The sequence below is a fragment of the Streptomyces fagopyri genome (assembly GCF_009498275.1).
GTDB lineage: Bacteria > Actinomycetota > Actinomycetes > Streptomycetales > Streptomycetaceae > Streptomyces > Streptomyces fagopyri.
Genome location: NZ_CP045643.1, coordinates 5,930,399 through 5,955,410 on the forward strand (window position 1 = coordinate 5,930,399; position 25,012 = coordinate 5,955,410).

Genomic DNA, 25,012 nt, shown 5'->3' on the forward strand with positions numbered 1-25,012 from the left:
CCGGCGGGGTCCCGGTGGGGTTCCGGCGGGGTCCCGGTGGGGTTTCAGCAGGGAGGGCCGGGGCTGAAGGGTCAGGCCTTGGTGACGAGCTCGAAGCCCGCCTCGTCGACCGCCGCGCGCACGGTCTCCTCGTCGAGCGGCGCGACGGAGACCACGGTGACCTCGCCCGTCGCGGCCACGGCCTGGACCGAGCTGACGCCGGCGATCCCGGAGATCTCACCTGAGACGGAGCCCTCGCAGTGCCCGCAGCTCATGCCGCTCACCTGGTAGACGGCCGTGATGGAACCCTGGGTCTCGGTCTGCGCGGTCATGGCGTGCTCCTCGTCGAGGCGTGTGTGGGGCGGTCGGGATGGGTCGCGGGTCTGGTGGCTGTGGTGCCGGTGGTCCCGGTGGTGCGTACGGCGTTCGGGGTGCGCCGCGTGCGTGACGCCCGCGGCGCGTGTGGGCCGAAGGGGCCCTGAGGTCTCAGGGTTCCCCTCGATGGTCACCAGGTTATACCCCTAGGGGGTATTTCTCCAAGCAGGGTCTCGGCGGGCCGTCGAGCGGGGTGGCGAGTGGGGGGATGCGAGTCGCGGGCGCGCCGGGCGCCGTTCCGGGGTGCCGCTTGCCCCTCGGGCTCGGGCGCGGAGGTCCGGCGGGCCCGGATCCGGGCCCGTTCCGGGGGAGGGGTCTCGGCGGTCTCGGGTCGATTTGTCCGAACCCTATGGCAGACAGTCGCGATGTCGCGGTACGGCGCCGCCTGTACTGATCGCGCCCGTCGCGGTGTCCGCCCCGCCGACGAGGTGAGTCGGCCGGGGGCGGGGCGGGGCGGGCTGGGGTGGGCAGGGCGGAGCGGGTCCGGGCGGTACGGAGTGGGACCGGGCCGGACCCGGCGGTACGGAGTGGGGCCGCGCAGGTCGGAACGGAGCGGCCGGAGTGGTGCGGGGCGGAGTGGTGCGCGACGGGGTCGCGTGCGGCGGGGTTGGGGCGGGGCGCGCGGTGTCAGGGCCGGGTGGCGACGGCGTCGGTGGCGAGCGCCCTGCCGTCGGTCAGCGGTTCGACGTAACGGAACAGGACGTTCTTCAGCTCCTGGACGTACGCGGCGCGCTCGGCCCCCTCGTGGGCGAGGATCAGTTCGAGCCCCGCCTTGTAGATGCCCAGGCACACCTGCGCCGTACGTGTGACGCCGGCGGCGGGCGCGTCGGGCAGGAACGCGGAGAGCAGTCCTTCGACCCGGGAGACCAGGGTCAGGTGCAGCGCGTCGTGCTCCTCGGCGATACGGCCGGGGATGTCGGGTCCGTGCATCAGCGCGAAGAAGACGGGGTGCTCGCAGTTGAAGTCGACGAAGCGGTCGACGGCGGCGCCGACGGCGTCCTCCAGCGTGGTCGCGGGGGCGACCGGGCCGAGCGCCTCGCCGTAGGTGGCCCGCATCTCGTGCATGAGCCGGTCGCCCAGCTCGATCGCGATCGCTTCCTTGTTCGGGAAGAACTGGTACAGCGTGCCCGGCGAGACGCCCGCCTCTCGGGCGATCGCGTTGGTGCTGGCGGCGGTGTAGCCGGTGGTGCAGAAGACGGAGGCCGCGGCCTCCAGCAGCTGGGCGATCCGGCGTTCGCCGCGGGCCTGCCGTCGGCGGGGCCGCTCGTCCTCGGCGGTCCGGTCGCCGGAGGCCGGCTCGGCGACGGCCCGCTCCTCGGTGGCCCGGCTCCCGGCGGTCCGCTTCCCGGCGGTCCGCTCGTGGGCGGTGGGCCGCTTCTCGGGCTTGTCGGGCACGAGTTATCCCCAACTCTCCGAACGTGTTTGACAAACGCGAGCGGTCGCTCGCATTCTGGTGAAACGCGAGCGATCTCTCGTGTTTGTCGATTCTATGGCAATGACCGACCCATGCTGCCTGAGCGCACGGACGGACGCGGACGCACGGACACGGGGTCACGGTGAAGGGGACACCGCGCGATGACCGAAGTCAACAGCGCAGATCAGGGACGGGGCGGGGGCGCGGGGCGCGGGAGGGGCGCGCGAGGAGGAGAGGGCGGCGCGGACGGTGACCCGCCCAGGGACGAGGTCGCGTTCGCGGACGGCACGCGGGCGGGCGGCGGTCCCCGGGCGGGTGACGCTCCCCGGGTAGGGGGCTGGACCCGGTTCGTGACCGGGCGGCCCCGGCTGTCCCTGCTCGTCGCGCTGTTGCTCACCGCCCTCGCGGTGGTCGCCGGCAGCGGCGTCGCCGACCGGCTGGGCAGCGGCGGCTGGCAGGACCCGACCGCCGAGTCGACGTACGCGACGAAGGCGCTCGAGCGGGAGTTCCCCGCCTCCCAGCCCAATCTGCTGCTCCTGGTCGACTCCGGGCGGGCCTCGGTCGACGATCCCTCGGTCGCGGCCGAGGCGAAGCGGCTGACGGCACGGCTCGCCACCGAGCGGGGAGTCACGGGAGTCGGTTCTTACTGGGAGTCGGGCGCCCCGGCGCTGCGCGCCGAGGGCGGCCACGAGGCGCTGATAGCCGCGCGGATCACGGGCGACGAGAAGGCGGCGAGCGAGACCCTGGACCGTCTCGCTCCCTCCTACCGGGGCACGCACGGCCCGGTCGGGATCAAGGTCGGCGGCCCCGTCGCCGTGCAGCACGAGATGCAGACCACCATCCGGGAGGACCTGACCCGGGCCGAGTTCATCGCCCTGCCGGTGACCCTCGTGCTGCTGGTGATGGTCTTCGGCAGCGCGATCGCGGCGCTGCTGCCGCTGGCTGTCGGCATCATCGCGATCCTGGGGACGAACGCCGTGCTGCGCGGCCTCACGGAGTTCACCGACGTCTCGGTCTTCGCGATGAACCTCACCACGGCCCTGGGGCTCGGCCTCGCGATCGACTACGCCCTGTTCATCGTCCGCCGGTTCCGCGAGGAGCTGGCGACCGGCGCCGAGCCGGTGACCGCCGTCGCCACCACGCTGCGCACGGCGGGCCGCACGGTCCTGTTCTCCTCCCTCACGGTCGCCGTGTCGCTGGCCGCGATGCTGCTCTTCCCGCAGTACTTCCTGCGGTCCTTCGCCTACGCGGGCATCGCGGTGGTGCTGCTGGCCGCCGCGGCCGCCCTGATCCTGCTCCCGGCGGCCCTGGTACTGCTCGGCCACCGGGTCAACTCCCTGGATCTGCGGCGCCTGTTCCGGCGCGGTGGGCCCCGCACGTCCGGCGACGGTGCGGCATGGGGACGCATGGCCTCCCTGGTCATGCGCCGGGCACCGGTCTTCGCGGTGGCCACCACCGTCGGACTGATCGTCCTCGGCCTGCCCTTCATGGGCGTGAAGTTCGGCACGGCGGACGACCGGCAGCTGCCCTCGGGCGCGCCGTCCCACGTCGTCCAGCAGCACATCCGGGACGGTTTCCCGGGCAGCCCCGGCGGCGGGCTGGAGGTGCTCGCGGAGGGCCGGGCCACCGAGGCGCAGTACGCGGCGTACAAGAGCCGTATCGCCGCTCTCCCCGAGGCGCTGCGGGTGGACGGTCCCCTGGTGAAGGGCGGCGCCGCGTACTTCACGGTGCAGCCGAGGGGCGAGGCCGTCGGCGACGGGGCCCAGCGTCTGGTGCGCGAACTGCGCGCCACGGACGCCCCGTTCCGTACGTCGGTGACCGGCACGGCCGCGGTCCTGGTCGACTCGAAGCACGCGATAGCCGACCGGCTCCCCTGGGCGGCGGCCTTCATCGCGATCGTCACGCTGCTGCTGGTCTTCCTCCTCACCGGCAGTGTCCTGATCCCGGTCCAGGCGGTGCTGCTCAACGCGCTCAGCCTGACGGCGATGTTCGGCGCGGTGGTCTGGGTCTTCCAGGACGGTCACCTCTCCGGCCCTCTCGGCTTCACCAGCCCGGGATCGATCGAGACGACCCTCCCGGTGCTGATGTTCTGCGTGGCCTTCGGACTGTCCATGGACTACGGCGTCTTCCTCCTCTCCCGCATGAAGGAGGAGTACGACCGCACGGGCGACCACCGGGAGTCGGTCCGCTTCGGCCTCCAGCGCACCGGCGGACTGATCACGGCGGCCGCGGTCATCCTGGCGGTGGTGATGGTCGCGATCGGCACCTCGCGCGTGACCAACACCAAGATGCTGGGACTGGGCATCGCGCTCGCCGTCCTGATGGACGCGATGGTCGTGCGCAGCCTGTTGGTCCCGGCGGTCATGCGCCTCACTGGGCGCGCGACCTGGTGGGCGCCGGCGCCACTGCGGCGCTTCCACGACCGGTTCGGACTCAGCGAGGGCGAAGCGCGGCAGCCGGCCGCCACTGAGGCGGACGAAGCGGGCGGCCACGGCGAGGAGGCGGACGACCGGGACCGGGACAAGGTCGAGGCGCGCGGTTAGCGTTCATCCCGGACGGTGATCTCCGGGCGGAGGGTGGGGCGGATGCGGGCAGTGGTGTTCGAGCGGTACGGAGAGCCGGCCGGGGTCCGTGAGGTGGCGGACCCGACGCCCGCCGACCACGGAGTGGTGGTGCGGGTCGAGGCCACCGGACTGTGCCGCAGCGACTGGCACGGATGGATGGGGCACGACCCGGACATCACCCTCCCCCATGTACCGGGCCACGAACTCGCCGGAGTCGTCGAGGCCGTGGGCACGCGGGTGGCGGGCTGGCGCGCCGGCGACCGGGTCACCGTCCCGTTCGTCTGCGCCTGCGGGAGCTGTCCCTCCTGCGCGGCGGGGGACCAACAGGTGTGCGAGCGGCAGACCCAGCCGGGATTCACGCACTGGGGCTCCTTCGCGCAGTACGTGGCGCTGGAGCACGCCGATGTGAACCTGGTCGCGGTGCCGGACGGGATGACCTTCTCGACGGCGGCGTCGCTGGGCTGCCGGTTCGCCACGGCGTTCCGCGCGGTGGTCGCGCGGGGCCGGGTGGCCGCGGGGGAGTGGGTCGCGGTGCACGGATGCGGAGGCGTGGGCCTCTCGGCGGTGATGATCGCCGCGGCGGCCGGGGCGAGGGTCGTGGCCGTCGACCTCTCGCCGCGGGCCCTGGAACTGGCGCGGACCTTCGGTGCGGTGGAGACCGTGGACGCCGCGCGCGCCGAGGACACGGCGGCGGCGGTGCGCGAGCTGACCGGTGGCGGCGCCCACCTCTCCCTGGACGCGCTGGGCTCCCCGGTCACCTGCGCCGCCTCGGTGAACGGCCTGCGCCGCCGGGGGCGTCACGTCCAGGTCGGCCTGCTGCCCGAAGCCCCCGTCGTTCCGATGGCCCGGGTGATCGGCCTCGAACTCGAACTGCTGGGCAGCCATGGCATGCAGGCGCACGCCTACCCGCGGATGCTGGAGCTGGTGCGCGCGGGTGTCCTCCGGCCCGACCTCCTGGTCACCTCCACCGTGGCGCTGGACCGGGCGCCGGCCGCCCTCGCCGCGATGGGGACGGCGCCCGGGACCGGGGTGACGGTCATCGAGCCGTGGACCTGAGCGGATCCGTCGCGGGGTGACCGCGGTGCACGGCCCGCTCGGCGGGATCCGGGCCCGCGCGGAGCGGGGGAGAGGGCCGGGGTTCGCGTGTCCCGCCCCATCCGGTGGCACCCGGGCGGGACGGGACAGGACGGTGACGGCGGACGGGACGGAGACCGTGGACGGGACGGGACGGGGACGGGGGCAGGGGCAGGGAAAGGGCCGTGGGCGGGGGCCGCGGGCCGGCGGGTGGGGTCAGTCGGATCTGCGGCCGCGGTTTCCGGGGCGGGAGGCGACCCAGGCGCGGACGGTGTCCGGGTACCAGTAGGGCTTGCCGCTCTCCACGTGGTCAGGAGGGGGCAGTAACCCGTGCTTGCGATACGACCGCACGGTGTCCGGCTGCACCTTGATGTGCGCCGCGATCTCCTTGTACGACCAGAGCCTTCGGTCGGTCATGAGTGGCACCTCCCTGCGCGCGCCACGGCGGCGGCCGGGGGGTGGCCGTCGGGGGAGCCGGGCGCTGCGCTGGTGATCACAAAGCCTGTGCCCGGTGAACGACGCGGCGTGAGCGCAGGGCAGTGCTTGTCGACCGGGTGTGACGCAAGACCCGCGTACACGGGACATGTGTGACAGGAAGGTGGCATTTGTGACACAGGTGACGCAATGGGAGGGAGCGTCGCGTGTGTGCGGGCGGGCGCGGGGTCACTCGCCGCCCCGGCCCGCACACACGCCACCGCCTGATCCCCGCCTCCCGGCCCGGTCCGCGAGCCCCGCGAGGTCCCTGCGGGTTCTGCGGGTTCCGCGGGTTCCCGCCGGGTCCTTCACGGGCTCCGCGGGGCCCCGCGGGCCGTCAGGCCCCGCAGGAGCGGAGGAACGCCCGGGTCCGCTGGGCGATCGGCAGCGGCTTGTCCGGCGGGCACGGGTACATGTCCTGCTCGACGATCGCGAAGAGGTCGACGTCGAGCTTCTGCGCGGCGGCGAGCACCGGCTCCAGCGCTGGTACGCCGGACGGCGGCTCGCACATCACGCCGCGGCCGACGGCGGGCCCGAACGGCACCTCGTTCGCCCGCACCTCGGCGAGGATCGACGGGTCCACCTGCTTGAGGTGCAGGTACCCGATGCGCTCCCCGTACGTCTCGATCAGCTTGACGCTGTCGCCGCCGCAGTAGGCGTAGTGCCCGGTGTCGAGGCACAGCGACACCAGCGAGGAGTCGGTCGAGTCGAGGAAACGGGTGACGTTCTCCTCGCTGTCGATGTGTGTGTCGGCATGCGGGTGGACGACGATCCGCAGCCCGTAGCGCTCGCGCACCTCGTGGGCGAGCCGCTCGGTCTGGGAGGTCAGATCACGCCACTGCGCGGGGGTGAGGGTGCTGTCCTCCAGCACCTCGCCCGTCTTGTCGTCCCGCCAGAAGGCCGGGATCACGACGAGGTGCTCGGCGCCCATCGCCTGGGTGAGCGCCGCGATGTCGGAGACGTGCGCCCAGGTGGCGTCCCACACCTCCGGTCCCCGGTGCAGCCCGGTGAAGACGGTGCCGGCCGACACGGTGAGCCCGCGCCGCGTGGTCTCCTCGCGGAGGACGGCCGGATCGGTCGGCAGATAGCCGTACGGACCCAGCTCGATCCACTCGTAACCGGACTGCGAGACCTCGTCGAGGAAGCGCTGCCAGGGGACCTGTTGCGGGTCGTCGGGGAACCACACGCCCCAGGAGTCCGGAGCCGAACCGATCCGGATGCGGGACAGTGAGGACTGGGGTGATGTCTGCGGTGACAACGACGTCATGGGCGTCAGCTTCCGACGGCCCCGGTGAGGTGTCAAGGCCTGGTCCGAATGTCTGGACAAACCGTTGACAGGGCGTCCCGCGCGGGGCTAGACCTTGGGGAAGCCGAAGCGAAGGGAACTCGATGGCGTACGACCTGATCACCATGGGACGGATCGGCGTGGACCTGTATCCGTTGCAGACGGGGGTCTCGCTGGCGAGGGTGTCGTCCTTCGGGAAGTTCCTCGGCGGATCGGCGACGAACGTCGCGGTGGCGGCGGCCCGGCTGGGCCGGAACACGGCGGTGATCACGCGCACGGGCGACGATCCCTTCGGCACGTACCTCCACGAGGCGCTGCGCGACTTCGGCGTCGACGACCGCTGGGTCACCCCGGTCGCCGGCCTGCCGACACCGGTCACGTTCTGCGAGGTCTTCCCGCCCGACGACTTCCCCCTGTACTTCTACCGGCAGCCCAAGGCCCCGGACCTGGAGATCGACGCGCACGACCTCGACCTGGGCGCCGTCCGCGAGGCGCGCATCTTCTGGATGACGGGAACCGGCCTGAGCGAGGAGCCCAGCCGCACGGCGACGCTCGCCGCGCTCGCCCACCGCGCCAGGTCCGGTACGACGGTCTTCGACCTCGACTGGCGTCCCATGTTCTGGAAGGACCCGGACTCCGCCCGGCCCTTCTACGCGGAGGCCCTGCGCCACACCACCGTGGCCGTCGGCAACCTCGACGAGGTCGAGATCGCCACCGGCGAGCGCGAACCGCACGCGGCCGCCCGCGCCCTTCTCGACGCCGGTGTCGAACTCGCCGTGGTCAAGCAGGGCCCCAAGGGCGTCCTGGCCGTCCACCGCGACGGCACGTCCGCCGAGGTCCCGCCCCTCCCGGTGACGGTCCTCAACGGTCTCGGTGCCGGCGACGCCTTCGGCGGCTCCCTCTGCCACGGCCTGCTGTCCGGCTGGGATCTGGAGCGGATCATGCGGCACGCGAACGCCGCGGGCGCCATCGTCGCGTCCCGGCTGGAGTGTTCCTCCGCGATGCCGACCCCCGACGAGGTCGAGGGCGCGCTCGCGGCGGGAGCGGTCCGATGAGGGCGGGACGCGTGGGACACGAGGGCGGCGATCCCTCGGCGCACGGGCATCAGGGCAGCCGTGACGGCCATGACGGTCGTGACGGTCGTGACGGAGACACCGGCCGTGACGGACATGACGGCCAGGACGGCGGCACCGGGCGCGGCGCGCACGACACGCCCGACACACCGAACACACCCGCCGCACCCACCGAGCGTGACAGCCACACCCAGCCCGTCAGCCACACCCAGTCCCTCGGTCGCACCCAGCCCGTGGGCCCGGGCCCACGCGCCGGTCACGCCGACGTCGCGGGCGCTCTGCGCACGGGCCCCCCGCACGTCGACGTCGCCGCGCTCGTCCAGCTGCGTGCCCGTCACCCGGAGGCCGTCGCGGAGGCCGCCGCGCGCCGCCCGCGCCGGCCCCTCCTCGACGACACCGGCCGGCTCATGATCGTCGCCGCGGACCACCCGGCCCGCGGGGCGCTCGCCGTCGGCGACCGCAAGTTCGCCATGGCGAGCCGCGCCGACCTGCTGGAGCGGCTCTGCCTCGCCCTCTCGCGCCCCGGCGTCGACGGAGTGCTCGCCACCGCGGACATCCTCGACGACCTGCTGCTGCTCGGTGCCCTGGACCACAAGGTGGTCCTCGGTTCGATGAACCGCGGCGGTCTGGCGGGCGCCTCCTTCGAGCTGGACGACCGCTTCACCGGCCACCGCCCGCGGGACATCGAACGGTTCGGTTTCGACGCGGGCAAGCTGCTGCTGCGCATCGACTACGACGACCCGGGCTCGCTGCGCACCCTGGAGTCCACCGCCCGCGCGATAGACGAGATGGCGGAACGTCAACTCCCGGTCTTCGTGGAACCGTTCCTTTCCCGTCGCCGTGCGGACGGCCGGCTCGTCAACGATCTGAGCGCCGACGCCGTGATCAAGTCCATCGCCATCGCCAGTGGCCTGGGCGGCAGCTCGGCGTACACCTGGCTGAAGGTCCCCGTCACCGACAACCCGGACGACATGGCCCGGGTCATGGAGACCTCCACCCTGCCCGCCGTGCTGCTCGGCGGCGATGTCGGCGAGGACCAGGAGGGCGCGTACGAGAAGTGGCGCGGCGCGCTCCAGCTCCCCACCGTGCAGGGCCTGGTCGTCGGCCGCTCGCTGCTGTACCCGGCCGACGGCGATGTGACCGCCGCGGTGGACACCGCCGTAGGACTGTTGTGAGGATCGGATGACGAGCAACGACCTGTACGTCCCCAGGGGTGCCGCCGCCGGAGGGCCGTACGCCGTCGACATCGGCCCCGAGCGGGCCGGCTGGACGCACAGCAGTCTGCGCGTGGTGGAGCTGGAGCCGGGTGGCACCCACACCTTCGGCACCGGTGACAGCGAGTGGATCGTGCTTCCGCTGAGCGGCGCCTGTACGGTGCGCACAGAGGACGAAGAGTTCCAAATCCTGGGTCGGGAAAGCGTGTTCGCGGGGGTAACCGACTTCGCGTACGTGCCCCGAGACGCCCGGGCACAGATCGCCTCCGGCGCGGGAGGCCGCTTCGCCCTGGCAGGAGCGAAGTGCGAGCGCCGACTCCCCGCCCGCTACGGCCCCGCGCCGGAGGTTCCCGTCGAAGACCGCGGCAGCGGCAGTTGCGCCCGCCAGGTGCGCAACTTCGCCTCTGCCGACGCCTTCGACTGCGACAAGCTCATCGCCGTCGAGGTCGTCACCCCCGGCGGCCACTGGTCCTCGTATCCGCCGCACAAGCACGACGAGTACCGGCCGGGCGAGGAGAGCGAGCTCGAGGAGATCTACTACTTCGAGATCGACGGCCCGAACGGATTCGGCTATCAGCGCGTATTTCCTTCGCGTGAGGGCGGAACCGACGTCCTCGCCGAGGTCCGCACCGGCGATGCCGTGCTCGTCCCCGACGGGTGGCACGGTCCGTCCATCGCCCAGCCCGGCCACGCGATGTACTACCTGAACGTGATGGCCGGACCGGGCGAGGAGCGGGAGTGGCGGATCTGCTTCCACCCGGGACACGCAGAAAGCACAGAGGGCTACCGATGACGGATCCGACGACGAAGGTGTCAGAGGCGCCGACGACGACCAGGCTGACGGTCGCGCAGGCGCTGGTGAGGTTCCTGGCCGCGCAGTACACCGAGCGGGACGGCGAGCGGCAGCGGCTGATCGCCGCCACCTGGGGGATCTTCGGCCACGGCAACGTCGCCGGGATCGGCCAGGCGCTCGTCGAGTACCCCGACGAGATGCCGTACCTCCAGGGCCGCAACGAGCAGTCCATGGTCCACGCGGCGGTCGGCTACGCGCGGCAGAGCAACCGGCTGTCGGCGCACGCCGTGACCACGTCCATCGGTCCCGGCGCGACCAATCTCGTCACGGGCGCCGCGCTCGCGACGATCAACCACCTCCCGGTGCTCCTCCTGCCCGGTGACACCTTCGCGACCCGCCCCGCGGACCCGGTGCTCCAGCAGCTCGAACTCCCGTACGCGGGCGATGTGTCGGTCAACGACTGCCTGCGCCCGGTGTCGAGGTACTTCGACCGGGTGACCCGCCCCGAGGCCCTGATCCCGGCCGCCCTGCAGGCGATGCGGGTGCTCAGCGACCCGGTGGAGACCGGCGCCGTCACCCTGGCGCTGCCGCAGGACGTGCAGGCGGAGGCGTACGACTGGCCGGTGGAGTTCTTCGCGGAGCGGACCTGGACCGTGCGCCGCCCGGCGGCCGACGCGGTCGAGCTGGCCGCCGCCGTCGCGGCGGTCCGCGGGGCCCGGCGCCCGCTGATCGTCGCGGGCGGCGGTGTGCACCACAGCCGTGCCGAGGAGGCGCTCGCGGAATTCGCCGCGGCCACCCGTATTCCGGTCGCCTCCACACAGGCGGGCAAGGGGTCGCTGCGCTGGGACCACCCGCAGGACGTGGGCGGCATCGGCCACACGGGCACCGCGACCGCCGACGAGCTCGCGCGCACGGCTGACCTGGTGATCGGCGTCGGCACCCGCTACACCGACTTCACCACCGCCTCCGGCACCCTCTTCACCGCCCCGGGCGTCCGCTTCCTGAACCTCAACATCGCGCCCTACGACGGCCACAAGCTCTCCGGGACACCGCTGGTCGCCGACGCGCGGGCCGGGCTCGTCGCCCTCACCGAGGCGCTGCTGCTGCACGAGCACCGTGCCGAGGCCGGGTACGTCACGGAGTACACGGACGACAAGGAGCGGTGGGAGTACCGGGTCGACGCGGCGTTCGAGGCCGAGGACATCGACCTGCGGCCCACCCAGCCGCAGGTCCTCGGCGTCCTCGACGAACTGGTCACCGACGACGACATCCTGATCAACGCGGCCGGTTCGCTCCCCGGTGACCTGCACAAACTGTGGCGGGCACGGTCGCGCGACCAGTACCACGTCGAGTACGGCTACTCGTGCATGGGCTACGAGATCCCGGCCGCGATCGGCGTCCGGCTGGCGGCGCCGGACCGGCCCGTGTGGGCGCTGGTCGGCGACGGCACGTATCTGATGATGCCGACCGAGATCGTCACCGCCGTGCAGGAGGGCGTCGCGATCAAGGTCCTCATCCTGCAGAACCACGGCTACGCCTCGATCGGCGGCCTCTCCGAGTCCGTGGGCGGCGAGCGGTACGGCACCGCGTACCGCTTCCGCTCCGAGGACGGCACGTACACGGGAGCCCCGCTGCCCGTCGATCTCGCCGCCAACGCGGCCAGCCTCGGCATGCGTGTGCTGCGTGCGAAGACCGTCCGTGACCTGCGCTCGGCTCTGGCCGAGGCGCGGGACGCGGACACTCCCACTTGTGTCTACGTGGAGACCAGAACGGCAGACACAGTGTCGGGCGCGCCCCCGGCCCAAGCCTGGTGGGATGTACCCGTGGCCGAGACCGCGACCCGAACGTCGGCGGTCAAGGCACGTGAGGAGTACGACCGGCACGTCGCCGCCCGACGCCGCCATCTGTGAAGGAGTTCTTGGCCATGACGAAGACCGTCGACCACTGGATCGGTGGCAAGCCCGTCGGAAACGCCGCGGGCGAGTCGGGTACGTACGGGCCGGTCACCGACCCGGCGACCGGCGCCGTGACGACGCGGGTCGCCTTCGCGACCGTGGAAGAGGTGGACGCCGCGGTCGCCGCGGCGAAGGACGCCTACGCGACCTGGGGCCAGTCCTCGCTGGCGAAGCGGACCACGATCCTCTTCAAGTTCCGGGCACTGCTGGACGCCAACCGGGACGCGATCGCCGAGCTGATCACCGCCGAGCACGGAAAGGTGCACTCGGACGCGCTCGGTGAGGTCGCGCGCGGCCTGGAGATCGTCGATCTGGCGTGCGGGATCACCGTGCAGCTGAAGGGCGAGCTGTCGACGGAGGTCGCCTCCCGGGTCGACGTGGCCTCGATCCGGCAGCCGCTGGGCGTCGTCGCGGGCATCACGCCGTTCAACTTCCCGGCCATGGTGCCGATGTGGATGTTCCCGATCGCCATCGCGTGCGGCAACACCTTCGTGCTGAAGCCGTCGGAGAAGGACCCGTCGGCCGCCATGAAGCTCGCCGAGCTGCTGGCCGAGGCCGGCCTGCCCGACGGTGTCTTCAACGTCGTGCACGGTGACAAGGTGGCCGTGGACCGGCTCCTGGAGCACCCGGACGTCGCCGCCGTGTCCTTCGTCGGTTCGACGCCGATCGCCCGCTACATCCACACCACCGCCGCCGCGCACCACAAGCGCGTCCAGGCCCTGGGCGGCGCCAAGAACCACATGCTGGTCCTGCCGGACGCCGACCTGGACGCGGCCGCCGACGCCGCGGTCTCGGCCGCGTACGGCTCGGCCGGTGAGCGCTGCATGGCGATCTCCGCGGTCGTCGCGGTGGGCGCGATCGGCGACGAACTGGTGGCGAAGATCCGTGAGCGCGCCGAGAAGATCAAGATCGGTCCCGGCAACGACCCGGCCTCCGAGATGGGTCCGCTGATCACGGCGGCGCACCGCGACAAGGTGGCGTCCTACGTCCACGGCGCGGCCGCGCAGGGCTCCGAGGTCGTCCTCGACGGCACCGGCTACACCGTGGAGGGTCACGAGGACGGCCACTGGATCGGCCTCTCGCTGCTCGACAAGGTGCCCACGACGGCGGACGCGTACCGGGACGAGATCTTCGGCCCGGTGCTGTGCGTGCTGCGCGTGGAGTCGTACGAGGAGGGTGTCGCCCTCATCAACGCCTCGCCCTTCGGCAACGGCACCGCGATCTTCACCCGGGACGGCGGGGCGGCCCGCCGCTTCCAGCTGGAGATCGAGGCGGGCATGGTCGGCGTGAACGTGCCGATCCCGGTGCCCGTCGGCTACCACTCCTTCGGCGGCTGGAAGGACTCCCTCTTCGGGGACCACCACATCTACGGCAACGACGGCACGCACTTCTACACCCGCGGCAAGGTCGTCACGACCCGCTGGCCGGACCCGTCGGAGGCGCCCTCCGGCGTCGACCTGGGTTTCCCGCGCAACCACTGAGCCACCCCGGTGCCCCGCCCCGCCCGTTCTCCGGCGGGGCGGGGCACCGTCGTGTCCGGGGCTACTGCTGCTGGGCGACGGCCTTCTTCATCAGGTCGGTGACGTCGCCGACCTGCGCCGCCGGCGGGGCCTTCACATGGGCGGTGGCACCGAACTTCTCGAAGTCCATGGTGACCGTCATGGCACCGATGACCTCCTTCAGGCGCACCGGCAGGTCCTTGGCGCCGACCCAGACGTCCATGGTGATCGTGTCGGCGCCGCCGGTCGCCGAGTTGAAGAGGGTGTCGTCCTCGGACGCGAGGGCGTCCTTCGCCTTGCCCATGTGGTTCTTGTCGATCACGGCCCAGTAGTGGGTCGCGCTCTTCCCGTCGACGGTCTCCTTGCCGAGGCTCTTGACGTCGCTCGCGTACTTCAGGCCCCGCATGCTGGCCGCGGGGCTGCCGGCGCCCGAGCTTCCGGTCAGCGCCTGGGCGCCCTTCTCACCGAACACGGCCGACCCGTCGACCTTCATCCACTCCTTGCCCTTGAGCGGGCCGGAGGACTGCGGCTCGGTGTCGTAGTAGTAGGCGCCGTCCACCAGGAGCGTGTGGATCGTCGGGGAGTGCGTCAGCGTCTCCATCTTGGCGGCCTTGGTGTCCATCTCGACGTCGTACGCGAAGCCGTCGCCCCAGGAGTAGGTGCCCTCCATGGCTATGGGGGCGCCGCCCTTCATCGCGGTGGTCATTTTGACCTCGGCCGAGCCCAGGGCGTCCGTCCGGTCCGTCGCCCGCCCCAGCGCCGCCATGATCGCGTCGGCGTGGCCGACCGCCTCGGCCGTCCTCTTCGCCGTCTCCGCACCGCATCCGGCCGTCCCGGCCAGCGCCACCGCGGCCACCCCGGCCCAGACGACGCCTCGCGTGTACCCCATGTTCCCCACCCCTGTCGTACTTCCTCTGTGATCAAGGACTCTAAGGGCAGGCTCCGACAGCGTCGCGCTCCGGAGAAGCCAGGAGCGCGGACCAATCCTGGTCAATTTCACTGCCTCGACTGCGGTTCTCGCCATGCGGTGATGAAACGGGTACCGCAGGCAAGTCAGCGGCATGACCTTTGAAAACAAGGTCACATTCCGATAGTTATTGATGATTGCAACGGGAAGGCGTCAAGGCCTGGGAAAGCGATGTGGTGCGTGGCGCTCCGCTACTGCGGATTCCGCAGGTGAACGGCCATTGACGCAACGGTTTCCGTCAAGGTTCCATCAACGCGGGAGCGGACGACGAGATGTACGAGACGAGCCGCCGGAGGCGATAGCGCTCCCGCCCGAACCACCTGACGCACGAGTCGATCGGAACCGCTCCATGACCGACACGCTCCGCCCTGTCGAGACCGCTGCCCCGGACACCGCCTCCACGGCGTCCGACAGCCCCCAGAAGCTCAAGCGCTCGATCGGCATCGTCGGAGGAACCCTGCTCACGCTCTCGTGCGTGACCCCCGCCTCCACGCTCTTCGTGGTCGTGCCCGACCTGTTCTCGTCGCTCGGCACCGCGACCGCGCTCACCATCGCGATCGGCTCGCTGCTCTGTATCGCCGTGGCGTTCTGCTACTCGGAGCTGGGCACCCTCATCCCCAGCGCGGGCGGTGAGTACGCCATGGTCTCCACGCTGGCGGGCCGGCTCGCGGGCTGGCTGGTCTTCGTGCTCTCCCTGCTCGTCGTCGTGATCGTGCCGCCGGTGATCGCGATGGGCACCGCGGACTACCTGGCGCCGATCGTGCACCTCGACCCGTCGCTGGCCGGTGCGGGCGTGATGCTCCTGGCCACCCTCGCGGGCCTGCTCGACCTGCGGGCCAACGCCTGGATCACCGGTGTCTTCCTGGTCCTGGAGGTCATCGCGGCGGCCGTGGTGGCCGTCCTGGGCTTCGCCCACAGCCGGCGCGGCGCCGACAGCCTGGTCTCGATGCAGGTCACGGGTTCCGGCGGCCACACGGACACCGTGACGGCCATGCTGGTGGTCTCCGGACTCGCCATCGCCCTCTTCATCACCCAGGGCTTCTCGACCGCGGTCTACCTCTCCGAGGAACTGGAGAACCCCCGCCGCAACGTCGCCCGCACGGTGCTGGCCACCCTTGCCATCTCGTCCGTGATCATCCTGGTCCCGGTCGTCGCGATCACCATGGGCGCCCCGGACCTCTCGGCCCTCACCGGCGGCGACATCAGCACCATGGTCACCGCCTGGTCCAACTCCGCCGTCGGCACCTTCGTCAGCCTCTGCGTCGCCCTCGCGATCATCAACGCGGGCATCGTCATGGTCATCCAGAACTCCCGGGTGCTGTTCGCCTCGGCCCGTGACAAGGCCTGGCCCGGACCGGTCAACAAGGGCCTCTCCCGGCTCGGCCGCTTCGGCTCCCCGTGGGTCGCCACCCTCCTCGTGGGCGTCCCGGGCGCCGCCCTCTGCTTCGTCAACCTGGACACGCTGTACGGCGTCACGGGCGTGTCCGTGACGGCCATGTACCTGCTCGTCGCGGTCGCCGCGCTTCTCGCCCGGCGCGGCAGCCACGCCCACACCCCCGCCTGGCGCATGCCGCTGTGGCCCGCGGTGCCGCTCCTGCTGATCGCCGTCCTCGCCTACATCCTCAGCCGGCAGGAGACGGTCTACCTCCTGTGGACCGGCGGCATCACGGCCGTCGCCACCCTCTACTGGGCCTTCTACCTGCGACCGCGCCGCGAGACCCGCTGGCTGGTGTCGATCCCCGAGGACCAGCGGACCTGACCCTCAGGTGAAGTCCCACGTCACCACCGTGCACGTCCCGTCGTCCTCGCCCCCCGCACCGCGGTACACGGCGAGGGCGACGTCGTTCCCGGTGTCCACACCGACCCACATGCCGTAGCAGCCGCGTTCGCGGGCGAGCGCGGCGAGCGCCAGGACCAGCGCCCGGCCGGTGCCGCGACGCCGGAAGGGCCCGTCGACCGCCAGCTCGTACAGGAACATCTCCGCGCCCTTGTCGGGGTGGACGGTCTCGACACCGCTGACGAATCCGACCGGACCGCCGCCCTCGTGGGCCAGGAACAGGTGGTGGCCCGGGGAGTCCAGGAAACGCAGGGCCCACTCGGGGCGAACGGCGTGGTCGAAGAGGTGCTCGGCCGCTACGAGTTCGGCGATGGAGGTGGCGCGGCGAATCTCCATGGGGCGTTCGTACCACGGGCGCGGTACGCCGAAGCCGACGTCTACTCCCGCAGGAGGGGCGAGGGTTCCGACCGGCGGCGGCATCGGTTGCCGGCGGCGGCCCGTACCGTTGACGCATGGATCTTCGACTGCCCCGACTGCGCGGGCCCGCACCGCGGAAGCGGCGCCGGTGGACGACCGCGGCGGCCGCCGTCGTCGTGCTCGCCGGCGCCGGTACGTGGACGGCTGTGGCCTCGGACGACGGGCCGGCCGTCCACCGCGCCGACCGCGTCATGGCCATGGGCGGCGGGGTGCGCATCGACACCTCGTACTTCACCGCGGGCTCCGGCCGCCGCCCCGCCGTGCTGATCGGACACGGCTTCGGCGGCAGCAAGGACGACGTGCGGCAGGAGGCCGAGAAGCTCGCCCGTGACGGGTACGCGGTGCTCACCTGGTCGGCGCGCGGCTTCGGCCGATCCAGCGGCAGGATCGGACTGAACGACCCCGACGGCGAGGTCGCCGACGTCTCGAAGCTCATCGACTGGCTCGCCACCCGCCCGGAGGTCCGGCTCGACAAGGCGGGCGACCCGCGGGTCGGCGTCACCGGCGCCTCGTACGGCGGGGCGGTCTCACTGCTGGCCGCCGGGCACGACCCGCGGGTGGACGCGATCGCCCCCTCGATCACCTACTGGAACCTGGCGGACGCCCTTTTCCCGAACGGCGTCTTCAAGAAGCTCTGGGCCGGAATCTTCATCAACTCCGGCGGCGGCTGCTCCCACTTCGAGCCGCGGCTGTGCGCGATGTACAACCGGGTCGCGGAGGCCGGCAAGCCCGACGCCGAGGCCCGGGCACTGCTGTCGTCCCGCTCCCCGTCCGCCGTCGCCGACCGCATCAAGGTGCCCACGCTGATCACGCAGGGGCAGACCGACTCCCTCTTCCCGCTCGGCCAGGCCGACGCCATGGCCAAGGCGATCCGGGCCAACGGCGCGCCCGTGGACGTCGACTGGATCGCGGGCGGACACGACGGCGGGGACATGGAGACCGACCGGGTCGAGGCCCGCGTCGGTTCCTGGTTCGACCGCTATCTGAAGGACGACGGGAACGCCGACACCGGGCCCGCGTTCCGCGTCACCCGCACCGGGGGCATCGACTCCACCGACGGCGCCGTCCAGCTCAAGGGCGCGAGCGGCGACACGTACCCCGGCCTGGAGAGCACCGGGCACGCGGTCCCGCTCGGCACCGGCCGGGAGCGGAGCTTCCAGAACCCGGCGGGCGCGAGTCCGCCCGCGATCTCCGCCCTCCCCGGACTCGGCGGCGCAGGCGGCCTCTCCCAGCTCTCCTCCCTCGGCGTCGGCGTCTCGCTCGACTTCCCCGGCCAGTACGCGCGCTTCGACTCCGCGCCCGTCCGCGCCGGCCTGCGCGTCACGGGATCGCCGACCGTGAAGGTCCACGTCACGTCGAGCACCGACGACGCGGTCCTCTTCGGGAAGGTGTACGACGTCGGCCCGGGCGGCGCCCAGCCGGTGCTGCCCGCACAGCTGGTGGCCCCGCTGCGGGTGACGGGGGCCAAGGCGGGCAAGGACGTCACGATCGTCCTGCCCGCGATCGACCACGAGATCCAGAAGGGGCACCGGCTGCGGCTGGTCCTCGCCTCGACCGACCTCGGCTACGCCTCACCGGCCGCCCCGGCGACGTACACCGTCTCCCTCCGGAGCGACCTGGAGGTCCCCACGGCCCCCGGTGCGCGGACCGCCGCCGCGCCCCTGCCCTCCTGGGTGTGGTGGCTGCCCCTGACCGGAGCGCTGGTCGCCCTGGCGCTCCTGCTGACCGGCCGCCGCCGTATGACGCCGGGGGTACCCGACCCGGCACTCGCCGAAGTCCCGCTCCAGATCACCGACCTGAGCAAGCGGTACGCGAAGTCCGCGGACCGGTACGCGGTGCGCGAGCTGTCGTTCCGCGTCGAAAGAGGCCAGGTCCTGGGACTCCTGGGGCCGAACGGCGCCGGCAAGACGACGACCCTGCGCATGCTCATGGGCCTGATCAAGCCCGACGGCGGCGAGATCCGCGTCTTCGGGCACGCGATCCGGCCCGGCGCGCCGGTGCTCTCGCGGGTCGGCGCCTTCGTCGAGGGAGCCGGCTTTCTGCCGCACCTCTCGGGCCGCGAGAACCTGGAGCTGTACTGGCGGGCGACAGGCCGTCCGGCCGGGGACGCGCACCTGGCGGAGGCGCTGGAGATCGCGGGCCTGGGCGACGCGCTGGCCCGCGCGGTCCGCACCTACTCCCAGGGCATGCGCCAGCGCCTCGCCATCGCCCAGGCCATGCTCGGCCTGCCGGACCTCCTGATCCTCGACGAACCGACCAACGGCCTCGACCCGCCCCAGATCCGCGAGATGCGCGAGGTGATGATCCGCTACGCCGCGGCGGGCCGCACCGTCATCGTCTCCAGCCACCTGCTGGCGGAGGTCGAGCAGTCCTGCACCCACCTGGTGGTCATGGACCGCGGACGGCTGGTGCAGGCGGGCGAGGTCGGCGAGATCATCGGCTCCGGCGACACCCTCCTCGTCGGCACGGCCTCCCCCGTGGACGGGCCGGTCGTCGAGAAGATCGGCGCCCTGCCGGGCGTGGCCTCGGCGGCCGCCGCCGAGGGCGGACTGCTGGTCCGCCTCGACGCGGACGGCAGCGCGGAACGCCTGGTCGTGGAACTCGTACGGCTCGAAGTGCCGGTGGCTTCGGTGGGCCCGCACCGACGCCTGGAAGATGCCTTCCTCACCCTGATCGGAGGTGCCGCATGAGCACGCTCGCCGAGCGGGCCGAGACGGCGGACGGCTACCGTCCACGGCACACGCTGCCCCTGCGCGTCGAACTGCTGCGCCAGCTCAAGCGCCGCCGCACCCTCGTCATGGGGGCGATCCTGGCGGTGCTGCCCTTCGTGCTCGTCGTCGCGTTCGCCATCGGTGGCCAACCCGGCTCGCGCAACGGGCAGGTCACGCTGATGGACACGGCGACGGCGTCGGGCGCGAACTTCGCCGCGGTGAACCTGTTCGTGTCCGCCGGATTCCTGCTGGTCATCCCGGTCGCGCTGTTCTGCGGGGACACCATCGCCTCCGAGGCCAGCTGGTCCTCGCTGCGCTATCTGCTCGCGGCCCCGGTGCCGCGCACCCGGCTGCTGTGGTCCAAGCTCGCCGTCGCGCTGGGCCTCAGCCTCGCCGCGATGGTGCTGCTGCCGGTCGTCGCGCTGGCGGTGGGCACCGCGGCCTACGGCTGGGGCCCGCTGGAGATCCCCACCGGCGGCGTGCTCTCCACGGGCACCGCGACCCAGCGGCTCCTGGTGGTGATCGCGTACGTCTTCGTGTCCCAACTGGTCACGGCGGGCCTCGCGTTCTGGCTGTCGACCAAGACGGACGCGCCCCTCGGAGCGGTCGGCGGCGCGGTCGGCCTGACCATCGTGGGCAACGTCCTGGACGCCGTCACCGCTCTCGGCCACTGGCGCGACTTCCTGCCCGCGCACTGGCAGTTCGCGTGGGCCGACGCGGTCCAGCCGCAACTGGTGTGGGCGGGCATGATCAAGGGCACGGCGATTTCGGTAACGTACGCGCTGGTCCTGTTCGCCCTGGCCTTCCGGGGTTTCCGGCGCAAGGACATCGTGTCGTAGATCTCCGGAGCGTCACCTACCGGTCTCGACGGCCGCCCTTCGTGGCCGCTTCGAGATCCATCCGCAACGCTCCGTGGCGCACGACGGAGCCCCCTCGGACGTCACAGTCACAGACATCGGTCCACCACACGGGCCGACGGGTGACTCACCGAGGGGGCACGGATGGGGAACGACCACATACGGCGACCGCGGCGGGCGGTGGGCCGTGGAGGGACGGAACACTCCGGACGGCAAGAACGCGCCGATCGGCCGGAACACCTCGGCCGGCCGGAACACCCGGGGCGGCCGGGGCGCACCGGGCGACCGGAGGGCCCCGGGCGACCGGAGGGCCCCGGGCGGCGGGGGCGGCTGCGCGGCACCCTGCTCGGCCTCACCCTCGCGGGTGGCCTGCTGCTCACCGGGTGCAGCGGGAGCGACGGCAGCCACAGCTCCGCGGACGGCGCGGCGCGCGGGTCCGGCGGATACGCGGGCCCGCTGCCCGCCCCGAACCCGACCGCGGGCGCCGGCCAGGGCGAGCCGGACGGTGAACAGACCGGCGACGCGCGCAGGGAGATCGCGCCGTCCCCCGACTACCTCTCCACCTTCGCCCTCGACGTCGACACCGCCTCGTACGGCTACGCCCGCCGCGCCCTCGCCGACGGACGGCTGCCCGATCCCTCCACCGTTCGCCCCGAGGAGTTCGTCAACAGCTTCCGCCAGGACTACCGGCGCCCCGACGGCAACGGCTTCTCCGTCACCGTCGACGGCGCCCGCACCCGGGACGAGGACTGGTCACTGGTCCGTGTCGGCCTCGCCACCCGCACGGCCGCGCCGGACGGCGAACGCCCGCCCGCCGCCCTCACCTTCGTCATCGACGTCTCCGGCTCCATGGGCGAACCCGGCCGGCTCGACCTCGCCAAGGACTCCCTGGGCGTGATGACGGACCGGCTGCGCGACGACGACTCCGTCGCCCTCGTCACCTTCAGCGACGAGGCCGAGACCGTGCTGCCGATGACCCGCCTCGGTCACCACCGAGGCCGCGTCCACGACGCGATCGGCGGCCTCGAACCGACCGAGTCGACCAACCTCGGCGCGGGGGTGCGCACCGGGTACGACACGGCCGTCAAGGGGCTGCGCGAGGGCGCCACCAACCGTGTCGTCCTGATCTCGGACGCCCTCGCCAACACCGGGGAGACCGACGCGGACACCATCCTGGAACGCGTCTCCGGCGCCCGCCGCGAGCACGGCATCACCCTCTTCGGCGTCGGCGTGGGCAGCGAGTACGGCGACGCCCTCATGGAGCGCCTCGCCGACAAGGGCGACGGCCACACGACGTACGTCTCGAACGACGACGAGGCCCGCAAGGTCTTCTGCGAGCAACTCCCCGCGAACATCGACCTCACGGCCCGCGACGCCAAGGCACAGGTCGCCTTCGACCCGGGGACCGTACGGCAGTTCCGGCTCATCGGATACGACGACCGTCAGGTGGCCGACCAGGACTTCCGCGACGACCGGGTGGACGGCGGCGAGATCGGTCCCGGTCACACCGTCACCGCGCTCTACGCCGTGCGCACCCGGCCCGGCGCCTCCGGTCACCTCGCCACCGCGAGCGTGCGCTGGCTCGACCCCCGCACCCGTACCCCGCACGAGGAGTCCGGCCAGTTGGAGACCGGCGGCCTCGACGGCGACCTGTGGACCTCCGCGCCCCGGCTCCAGGTCGACGCGGTGGCCGCGTACTTCGCCGACGCCCTGCGCACGGGCGGCGGCCGCGGGAGCGCGCTGCCGGGCGCCCTCCCCCTGTCCGAACTCGCGGGCCGGGCCCGTACGGTGGCCTCCGCCGCGGAGGACGGCGCGGTACGCGACCTCGCCGACTCGGTCGAGCGGGCGAGCCGACTGGCGGGCTGAGGGCGAGGACTGAAGGCGAGGGCCGGCGGCGAGGGCCGAGTGGCGGACCGGCGGCGGGGGCCGGGGCCGGCCGGTCCACCCGCTCCCGACCACTCGCGCCCGGATCATTGAACTTCCGTTACGAGTAGGTAAGTTGACCCTGGAGTAAGGAGACCCCCGCGACCCGGTGGAGCCGTCATGGGCGTACGCAAGGATCTGAAACGGGCACGCCGGAGGTCCGACCTGGCGGCCCGCGGTGAGACCGAGCTGATCAGGGACGGGAGCGGAGTGGTGCGCGAGGTACGCACCACCGCGCTCGCGCCCCGGCCGGCCACCGGCAGCACGGCCGACCTGCCCTTCACCAACGCGTCCGAGGCCCCCGACGCCGTGGTCCTGCGCCGCAGGGAGGGCGCCACCTGGCACCCGGTCACCGCGTCGGCCTTCGCCCGTGAAGTCGCCGACACCGCGAGGGGATTGATCGCCGCGGGCCTCGAACCCGGCGCCCCCGTCGCGGTGATGTCCCGTACCCGCTACGAATGGACGGTCCTCGACTTCGCGATCTGGGCGGCCGGCGGCCTCACCGTCCCGGTCTACGCGACCTCCTCCGCCGAACAGGTGGAGTGGATCGTCAGGGACTCGGGCGCCCGGCTGGTGGTCGTGGAGACCGCCGAGAACGCGGACACCGTCGCCACCGGGACCGCCCGGCACCCCGAACCCCCGGACGTGCGGACACTGGACGCCGGAGCGATGGCCGAACTCGCCGCCTTGGGACGGGACATCACCGACGAGGAGCTCGACCGGCGCCGCACCGCGCTCACCCCGGACACGGTCGCGACGGTCTGTTACACCTCCGGCACCACCGGACGGCCGAAGGGCTGCGTCCTCACCCACGCCAACCTGCACGCCGAGGCCGCCAACACGGTCGAGCTGCTGCACCCGGTCTTCAAGGAGGTCACCGGCCAGACCGCCTCGACCCTCCTCTTCCTCCCGCTCGCCCACATCCTGGGCCGTACCCTCCAGATCGCCTGTCTGACGGCGCGGATCGAACTGGGCCACTGCCCCAGCCTCGAGCCGGACGAACTCCGGCCCGCGCTACGGCAGTTCCGCCCCACGTTCCTCGTCGGTGTGCCCTACCTCTTCGAGAAGATCCACGACACCGGGCGGGCGACCGCCGAGAGGATCGGCCGGGGGGCCTCCTTCGACCGCGCCGACCGCGTCGCCGTCCGCTTCGGGCAGGCGTGCCTGGACAGGTTCCTGGGGACGGGCAAGGGCCCCCGCCCCGGCCTGTACGCGGCCTGGGCGCTGTACGACCTGCTGGTCTACCGCCGTATCCGCAGGGAGCTCGGCGGCCGCATGCGCTACGCCATCAGCGGCGGCGCCCCGCTCGACCGCGACCTCAACCTGTTCTTCTACGCCGCCGGCGTCATCGTCTACGAGGGGTACGGCCTGACGGAGACCACGGCCGCGGCGACGATCGTGCCCCCGCTGCGCCCCCGGCCCGGCACGGTCGGCCTCCCGGTCCCGGGCACCGCGGTCCGTGTAGCCGACGACGGCGAGGTCCTCGTCAGGGGCGGTGTCGTCTTCGGCTCCTACTGGAACGACCCGGCGGCGACCGATGCCGTCCTGCGCGACGGCTGGTTCGCGACCGGCGACCTCGGCGTCCTCGACGAGGACGGCTACCTCACCGTCACCGGCCGCAAGAAGGACCTTCTCGTCACCTCGGGGGGCAAGAACGTCTCCCCGGCCGTCCTGGAGGACCGGCTGCGCAGCCGTCCGCCCGTCGGCCAGTGTGTCGTCGTCGGCGACAACCGGCCCTTCGTCGCCGCCCTGATCACGCTCGACCGCGAGGCCGTCGCCCACTGGCTCGCCGTCCGCGGACGGCCCGCCGGCACCCCGCTGTCCGAACTCGTGGGGGACCCCCGGCTGCGGGCCGACGTACAGAAGGCCGTGGACCACGCGAACGGGGCGGTCTCGCGGGCCGAGTCCATCCGCGCCTTCGCCCTGGTGGAGGGCGAGTTCACCGAGGACAACGGGCTGCTCACGCCGTCCCTGAAGGTCAGGCGCCAAGCGGTGGCGGCCGCGTACGCGGCCGAGATCGCGGCGCTGTACGGGAGTTGAACACACGAAGAGCGGGCCGCCGAGTTGCTCGACGGCCCGCTCCGAGTGGTGTGGGGATCAGCCGTTGTTGGCGCCGTTGCCCGAGAGGACCGGGATCTGGTCCAGGATGTGCGACAGCGGCTCGTCGCCCTTGGCCTGCGTCGAGTTCTCGACGCACTGCTGGTTCTGCGGGGCCGACAGGATCGGGACGTCCTGCACGGCGATCGGGATCACGCCGATGAGCGAACCGGCGTTGACCTTCGCGGGCAGGCCGATGCACGGCTTGTTCAGCGAACCCTGGACCAGCGAGAGCTGCGGGCTCATGTTGCCGAACGTGGCGGAGTTGCCGAACGACTGGGTGGCCCCGTTGCCACTGACGGACGTGGTGCCACCGTCGTCACCGATCGCCAGAGCCTGGGGGGCGGCCGCGGCCGCGATGCCGGCGACGGAAGCGGCGACTGCGGCGGTTGCCCACAGCTTCTTCATGTTCGTTCCCTTCGAAAAGCGGGCTCCTGGGGGAGGAGCTGCATGATCATCAACTGCGTCAACCGCGAGGGGGTTTCGGTTTGTGCCCCATTCGGC

Annotated in this window: 19 protein-coding genes; 12 read left to right on the plus strand and 7 right to left on the minus strand. The window is 72.4% G+C overall.

Annotated features, from left to right (window positions below; all coding sequences use genetic code 11):
* Nucleotides 1–71: 71 nt before the first annotated feature.
* Nucleotides 72–311: a heavy-metal-associated domain-containing protein gene (locus GFH48_RS25575; protein WP_153290491.1), complete on the minus strand. Its 240-nt coding sequence runs from the start codon at nucleotides 309–311 to the stop codon at nucleotides 72–74.
* 670 nt (nucleotides 312–981) lie between these two features.
* Nucleotides 982–1,581, minus strand: a complete 600-nt coding sequence (locus tag GFH48_RS25580; RefSeq protein WP_228121392.1) for a TetR family transcriptional regulator — start codon at nucleotides 1,579–1,581, stop codon at nucleotides 982–984.
* A 348-nt stretch (nucleotides 1,582–1,929) separates the two neighbouring features.
* On the opposite strand from GFH48_RS25580, the gene GFH48_RS25585 reads away from it, so the two are divergent.
* The gene (locus GFH48_RS25585; protein ID WP_228120924.1) at nucleotides 1,930–4,311 is read left to right on the plus strand and encodes an MMPL family transporter; all 2,382 of its coding nucleotides are present in this window, start codon (nucleotides 1,930–1,932) and stop codon (nucleotides 4,309–4,311) included.
* Nucleotides 4,312–4,353: 42 nt separating this feature from the next.
* Complete coding sequence (locus tag GFH48_RS25590) at nucleotides 4,354–5,388, plus strand: zinc-dependent alcohol dehydrogenase family protein (protein WP_153290493.1); 1,035 nt, start codon at nucleotides 4,354–4,356, stop codon at nucleotides 5,386–5,388.
* A 234-nt stretch (nucleotides 5,389–5,622) separates the two neighbouring features.
* Here the strand turns inward: GFH48_RS25590 and GFH48_RS25595 are convergent, their stop codons facing one another.
* Nucleotides 5,623–5,823 carry a helix-turn-helix transcriptional regulator gene (locus tag GFH48_RS25595; RefSeq protein ID WP_153290494.1) on the minus strand — a complete coding sequence of 67 codons (201 nt, stop codon included), beginning with the start codon at nucleotides 5,821–5,823 and terminating at the stop codon, nucleotides 5,623–5,625.
* A 394-nt stretch (nucleotides 5,824–6,217) separates the two neighbouring features.
* A complete protein-coding gene (locus GFH48_RS25600; RefSeq protein ID WP_153290495.1) occupies nucleotides 6,218–7,147 on the minus strand; it encodes a sugar phosphate isomerase/epimerase family protein in 930 nt (309 codons plus the stop codon).
* A gap of 122 nt (nucleotides 7,148–7,269) precedes the next feature.
* On the opposite strand from GFH48_RS25600, the gene iolC reads away from it, so the two are divergent.
* The 5 genes from iolC (at nucleotide 7,270) to mmsA (ending at nucleotide 13,681) form a co-directional block, all read left to right on the plus strand.
* Nucleotides 7,270–8,220 carry a 5-dehydro-2-deoxygluconokinase gene (gene iolC, locus GFH48_RS25605; RefSeq protein ID WP_153290496.1) on the plus strand — a complete coding sequence of 317 codons (951 nt, stop codon included), beginning with the start codon at nucleotides 7,270–7,272 and terminating at the stop codon, nucleotides 8,218–8,220.
* 296 nt (nucleotides 8,221–8,516) lie between these two features.
* Entirely contained in the window at nucleotides 8,517–9,413 is an 897-nt protein-coding gene (locus tag GFH48_RS25610; RefSeq protein ID WP_153293103.1) for a Cgl0159 family (beta/alpha)8-fold protein, read from the plus strand.
* Between the two features lie 7 nt (nucleotides 9,414–9,420).
* Entirely contained in the window at nucleotides 9,421–10,245 is an 825-nt protein-coding gene (iolB, locus tag GFH48_RS25615) for a 5-deoxy-glucuronate isomerase (RefSeq protein ID WP_153290497.1), read from the plus strand.
* Nucleotides 10,242–12,155, plus strand: a complete 1,914-nt coding sequence (iolD, locus tag GFH48_RS25620; RefSeq protein WP_153290498.1) for a 3D-(3,5/4)-trihydroxycyclohexane-1,2-dione acylhydrolase (decyclizing) — start codon at nucleotides 10,242–10,244, stop codon at nucleotides 12,153–12,155. Before iolB ends, iolD begins: the two co-directional genes overlap by 4 nt.
* A 14-nt stretch (nucleotides 12,156–12,169) precedes the next feature.
* Nucleotides 12,170–13,681: a CoA-acylating methylmalonate-semialdehyde dehydrogenase gene (gene mmsA / locus GFH48_RS25625; protein ID WP_153290499.1), complete on the plus strand. Its 1,512-nt coding sequence runs from the start codon at nucleotides 12,170–12,172 to the stop codon at nucleotides 13,679–13,681.
* Between the two features lie 61 nt (nucleotides 13,682–13,742).
* On the opposite strand, the gene GFH48_RS25630 is transcribed toward mmsA, so the two are convergent.
* The gene (locus GFH48_RS25630) at nucleotides 13,743–14,588 is read right to left on the minus strand and encodes a hypothetical protein (protein WP_153290500.1); all 846 of its coding nucleotides are present in this window, start codon (nucleotides 14,586–14,588) and stop codon (nucleotides 13,743–13,745) included.
* 427 nt (nucleotides 14,589–15,015) lie between these two features.
* Here GFH48_RS25630 and GFH48_RS25635 point away from each other — a divergent pair, with 427 nt between their 5' ends.
* Nucleotides 15,016–16,425 (plus strand): APC family permease, encoded by a 1,410-nt coding sequence (locus GFH48_RS25635; protein ID WP_153290501.1) that lies wholly within the window; start codon nucleotides 15,016–15,018, stop codon nucleotides 16,423–16,425.
* A 3-nt stretch (nucleotides 16,426–16,428) separates the two neighbouring features.
* Here GFH48_RS25635 and GFH48_RS25640 read toward each other — a convergent pair whose 3' ends face one another.
* Nucleotides 16,429–16,839 (minus strand): GNAT family N-acetyltransferase, encoded by a 411-nt coding sequence (locus tag GFH48_RS25640; RefSeq protein WP_153290502.1) that lies wholly within the window; start codon nucleotides 16,837–16,839, stop codon nucleotides 16,429–16,431.
* A 116-nt stretch (nucleotides 16,840–16,955) separates the two neighbouring features.
* On the opposite strand from GFH48_RS25640, the gene GFH48_RS25645 reads away from it, so the two are divergent.
* From GFH48_RS25645 to GFH48_RS25660, 4 genes are all read left to right on the plus strand, one after another.
* Nucleotides 16,956–19,610, plus strand: coding sequence for an alpha/beta fold hydrolase (locus tag GFH48_RS25645; RefSeq protein ID WP_153290503.1), 2,655 nt, complete (start codon nucleotides 16,956–16,958; stop codon nucleotides 19,608–19,610).
* Nucleotides 19,607–20,470: an ABC transporter permease gene (locus GFH48_RS25650; RefSeq protein WP_153290504.1), complete on the plus strand. Its 864-nt coding sequence runs from the start codon at nucleotides 19,607–19,609 to the stop codon at nucleotides 20,468–20,470. Before GFH48_RS25645 ends, GFH48_RS25650 begins: the two co-directional genes overlap by 4 nt.
* Before the next feature lie 162 nt (nucleotides 20,471–20,632).
* Nucleotides 20,633–22,354, plus strand: a complete 1,722-nt coding sequence (locus GFH48_RS25655) for a VWA domain-containing protein (RefSeq protein WP_153290505.1) — start codon at nucleotides 20,633–20,635, stop codon at nucleotides 22,352–22,354.
* Nucleotides 22,355–22,531: 177 nt separating this feature from the next.
* A complete protein-coding gene (locus GFH48_RS25660) occupies nucleotides 22,532–24,451 on the plus strand; it encodes an AMP-dependent synthetase/ligase (protein ID WP_153290506.1) in 1,920 nt (639 codons plus the stop codon).
* Nucleotides 24,452–24,508: 57 nt separating this feature from the next.
* On the opposite strand, the gene GFH48_RS25665 is transcribed toward GFH48_RS25660, so the two are convergent.
* A complete protein-coding gene (locus tag GFH48_RS25665) occupies nucleotides 24,509–24,916 on the minus strand; it encodes a rodlin (RefSeq protein ID WP_153290507.1) in 408 nt (135 codons plus the stop codon).
* Nucleotides 24,917–25,012 lie beyond the last annotated feature (96 nt).

What these genes read in the sequence shown, in the direction of transcription:
- GFH48_RS25600 (WP_153290495.1), bottom strand. Translation starts at nt 7,147, where the DNA reads ATGACGTCGTTGTCACCGCAGACATCACCCCAGTCCTCACTGTCCCGC.
- iolD (WP_153290498.1), top strand. Translation starts at nt 10,242, where the DNA reads ATGACGGATCCGACGACGAAGGTGTCAGAGGCGCCGACGACGACCAGG.
- GFH48_RS25665 (WP_153290507.1), bottom strand. Translation starts at nt 24,916, where the DNA reads ATGAAGAAGCTGTGGGCAACCGCCGCAGTCGCCGCTTCCGTCGCCGGC.
- GFH48_RS25630 (WP_153290500.1), bottom strand. Translation starts at nt 14,588, where the DNA reads ATGGGGTACACGCGAGGCGTCGTCTGGGCCGGGGTGGCCGCGGTGGCG.
- iolB (WP_153290497.1), top strand. Translation starts at nt 9,421, where the DNA reads ATGACGAGCAACGACCTGTACGTCCCCAGGGGTGCCGCCGCCGGAGGG.
- mmsA (WP_153290499.1), top strand. Translation starts at nt 12,170, where the DNA reads ATGACGAAGACCGTCGACCACTGGATCGGTGGCAAGCCCGTCGGAAAC.
- GFH48_RS25645 (WP_153290503.1), top strand. Translation starts at nt 16,956, where the DNA reads ATGGATCTTCGACTGCCCCGACTGCGCGGGCCCGCACCGCGGAAGCGG.
- GFH48_RS25590 (WP_153290493.1), top strand. Translation starts at nt 4,354, where the DNA reads ATGCGGGCAGTGGTGTTCGAGCGGTACGGAGAGCCGGCCGGGGTCCGT.
- GFH48_RS25575 (WP_153290491.1), bottom strand. Translation starts at nt 311, where the DNA reads ATGACCGCGCAGACCGAGACCCAGGGTTCCATCACGGCCGTCTACCAG.
- GFH48_RS25660 (WP_153290506.1), top strand. Translation starts at nt 22,532, where the DNA reads ATGGGCGTACGCAAGGATCTGAAACGGGCACGCCGGAGGTCCGACCTG.
- GFH48_RS25595 (WP_153290494.1), bottom strand. Translation starts at nt 5,823, where the DNA reads ATGACCGACCGAAGGCTCTGGTCGTACAAGGAGATCGCGGCGCACATC.
- GFH48_RS25635 (WP_153290501.1), top strand. Translation starts at nt 15,016, where the DNA reads ATGACCGACACGCTCCGCCCTGTCGAGACCGCTGCCCCGGACACCGCC.
- GFH48_RS25655 (WP_153290505.1), top strand. Translation starts at nt 20,633, where the DNA reads ATGGGGAACGACCACATACGGCGACCGCGGCGGGCGGTGGGCCGTGGA.
- GFH48_RS25640 (WP_153290502.1), bottom strand. Translation starts at nt 16,839, where the DNA reads ATGGAGATTCGCCGCGCCACCTCCATCGCCGAACTCGTAGCGGCCGAG.
- GFH48_RS25650 (WP_153290504.1), top strand. Translation starts at nt 19,607, where the DNA reads ATGAGCACGCTCGCCGAGCGGGCCGAGACGGCGGACGGCTACCGTCCA.
- iolC (WP_153290496.1), top strand. Translation starts at nt 7,270, where the DNA reads ATGGCGTACGACCTGATCACCATGGGACGGATCGGCGTGGACCTGTAT.
- GFH48_RS25585 (WP_228120924.1), top strand. Translation starts at nt 1,930, where the DNA reads ATGACCGAAGTCAACAGCGCAGATCAGGGACGGGGCGGGGGCGCGGGG.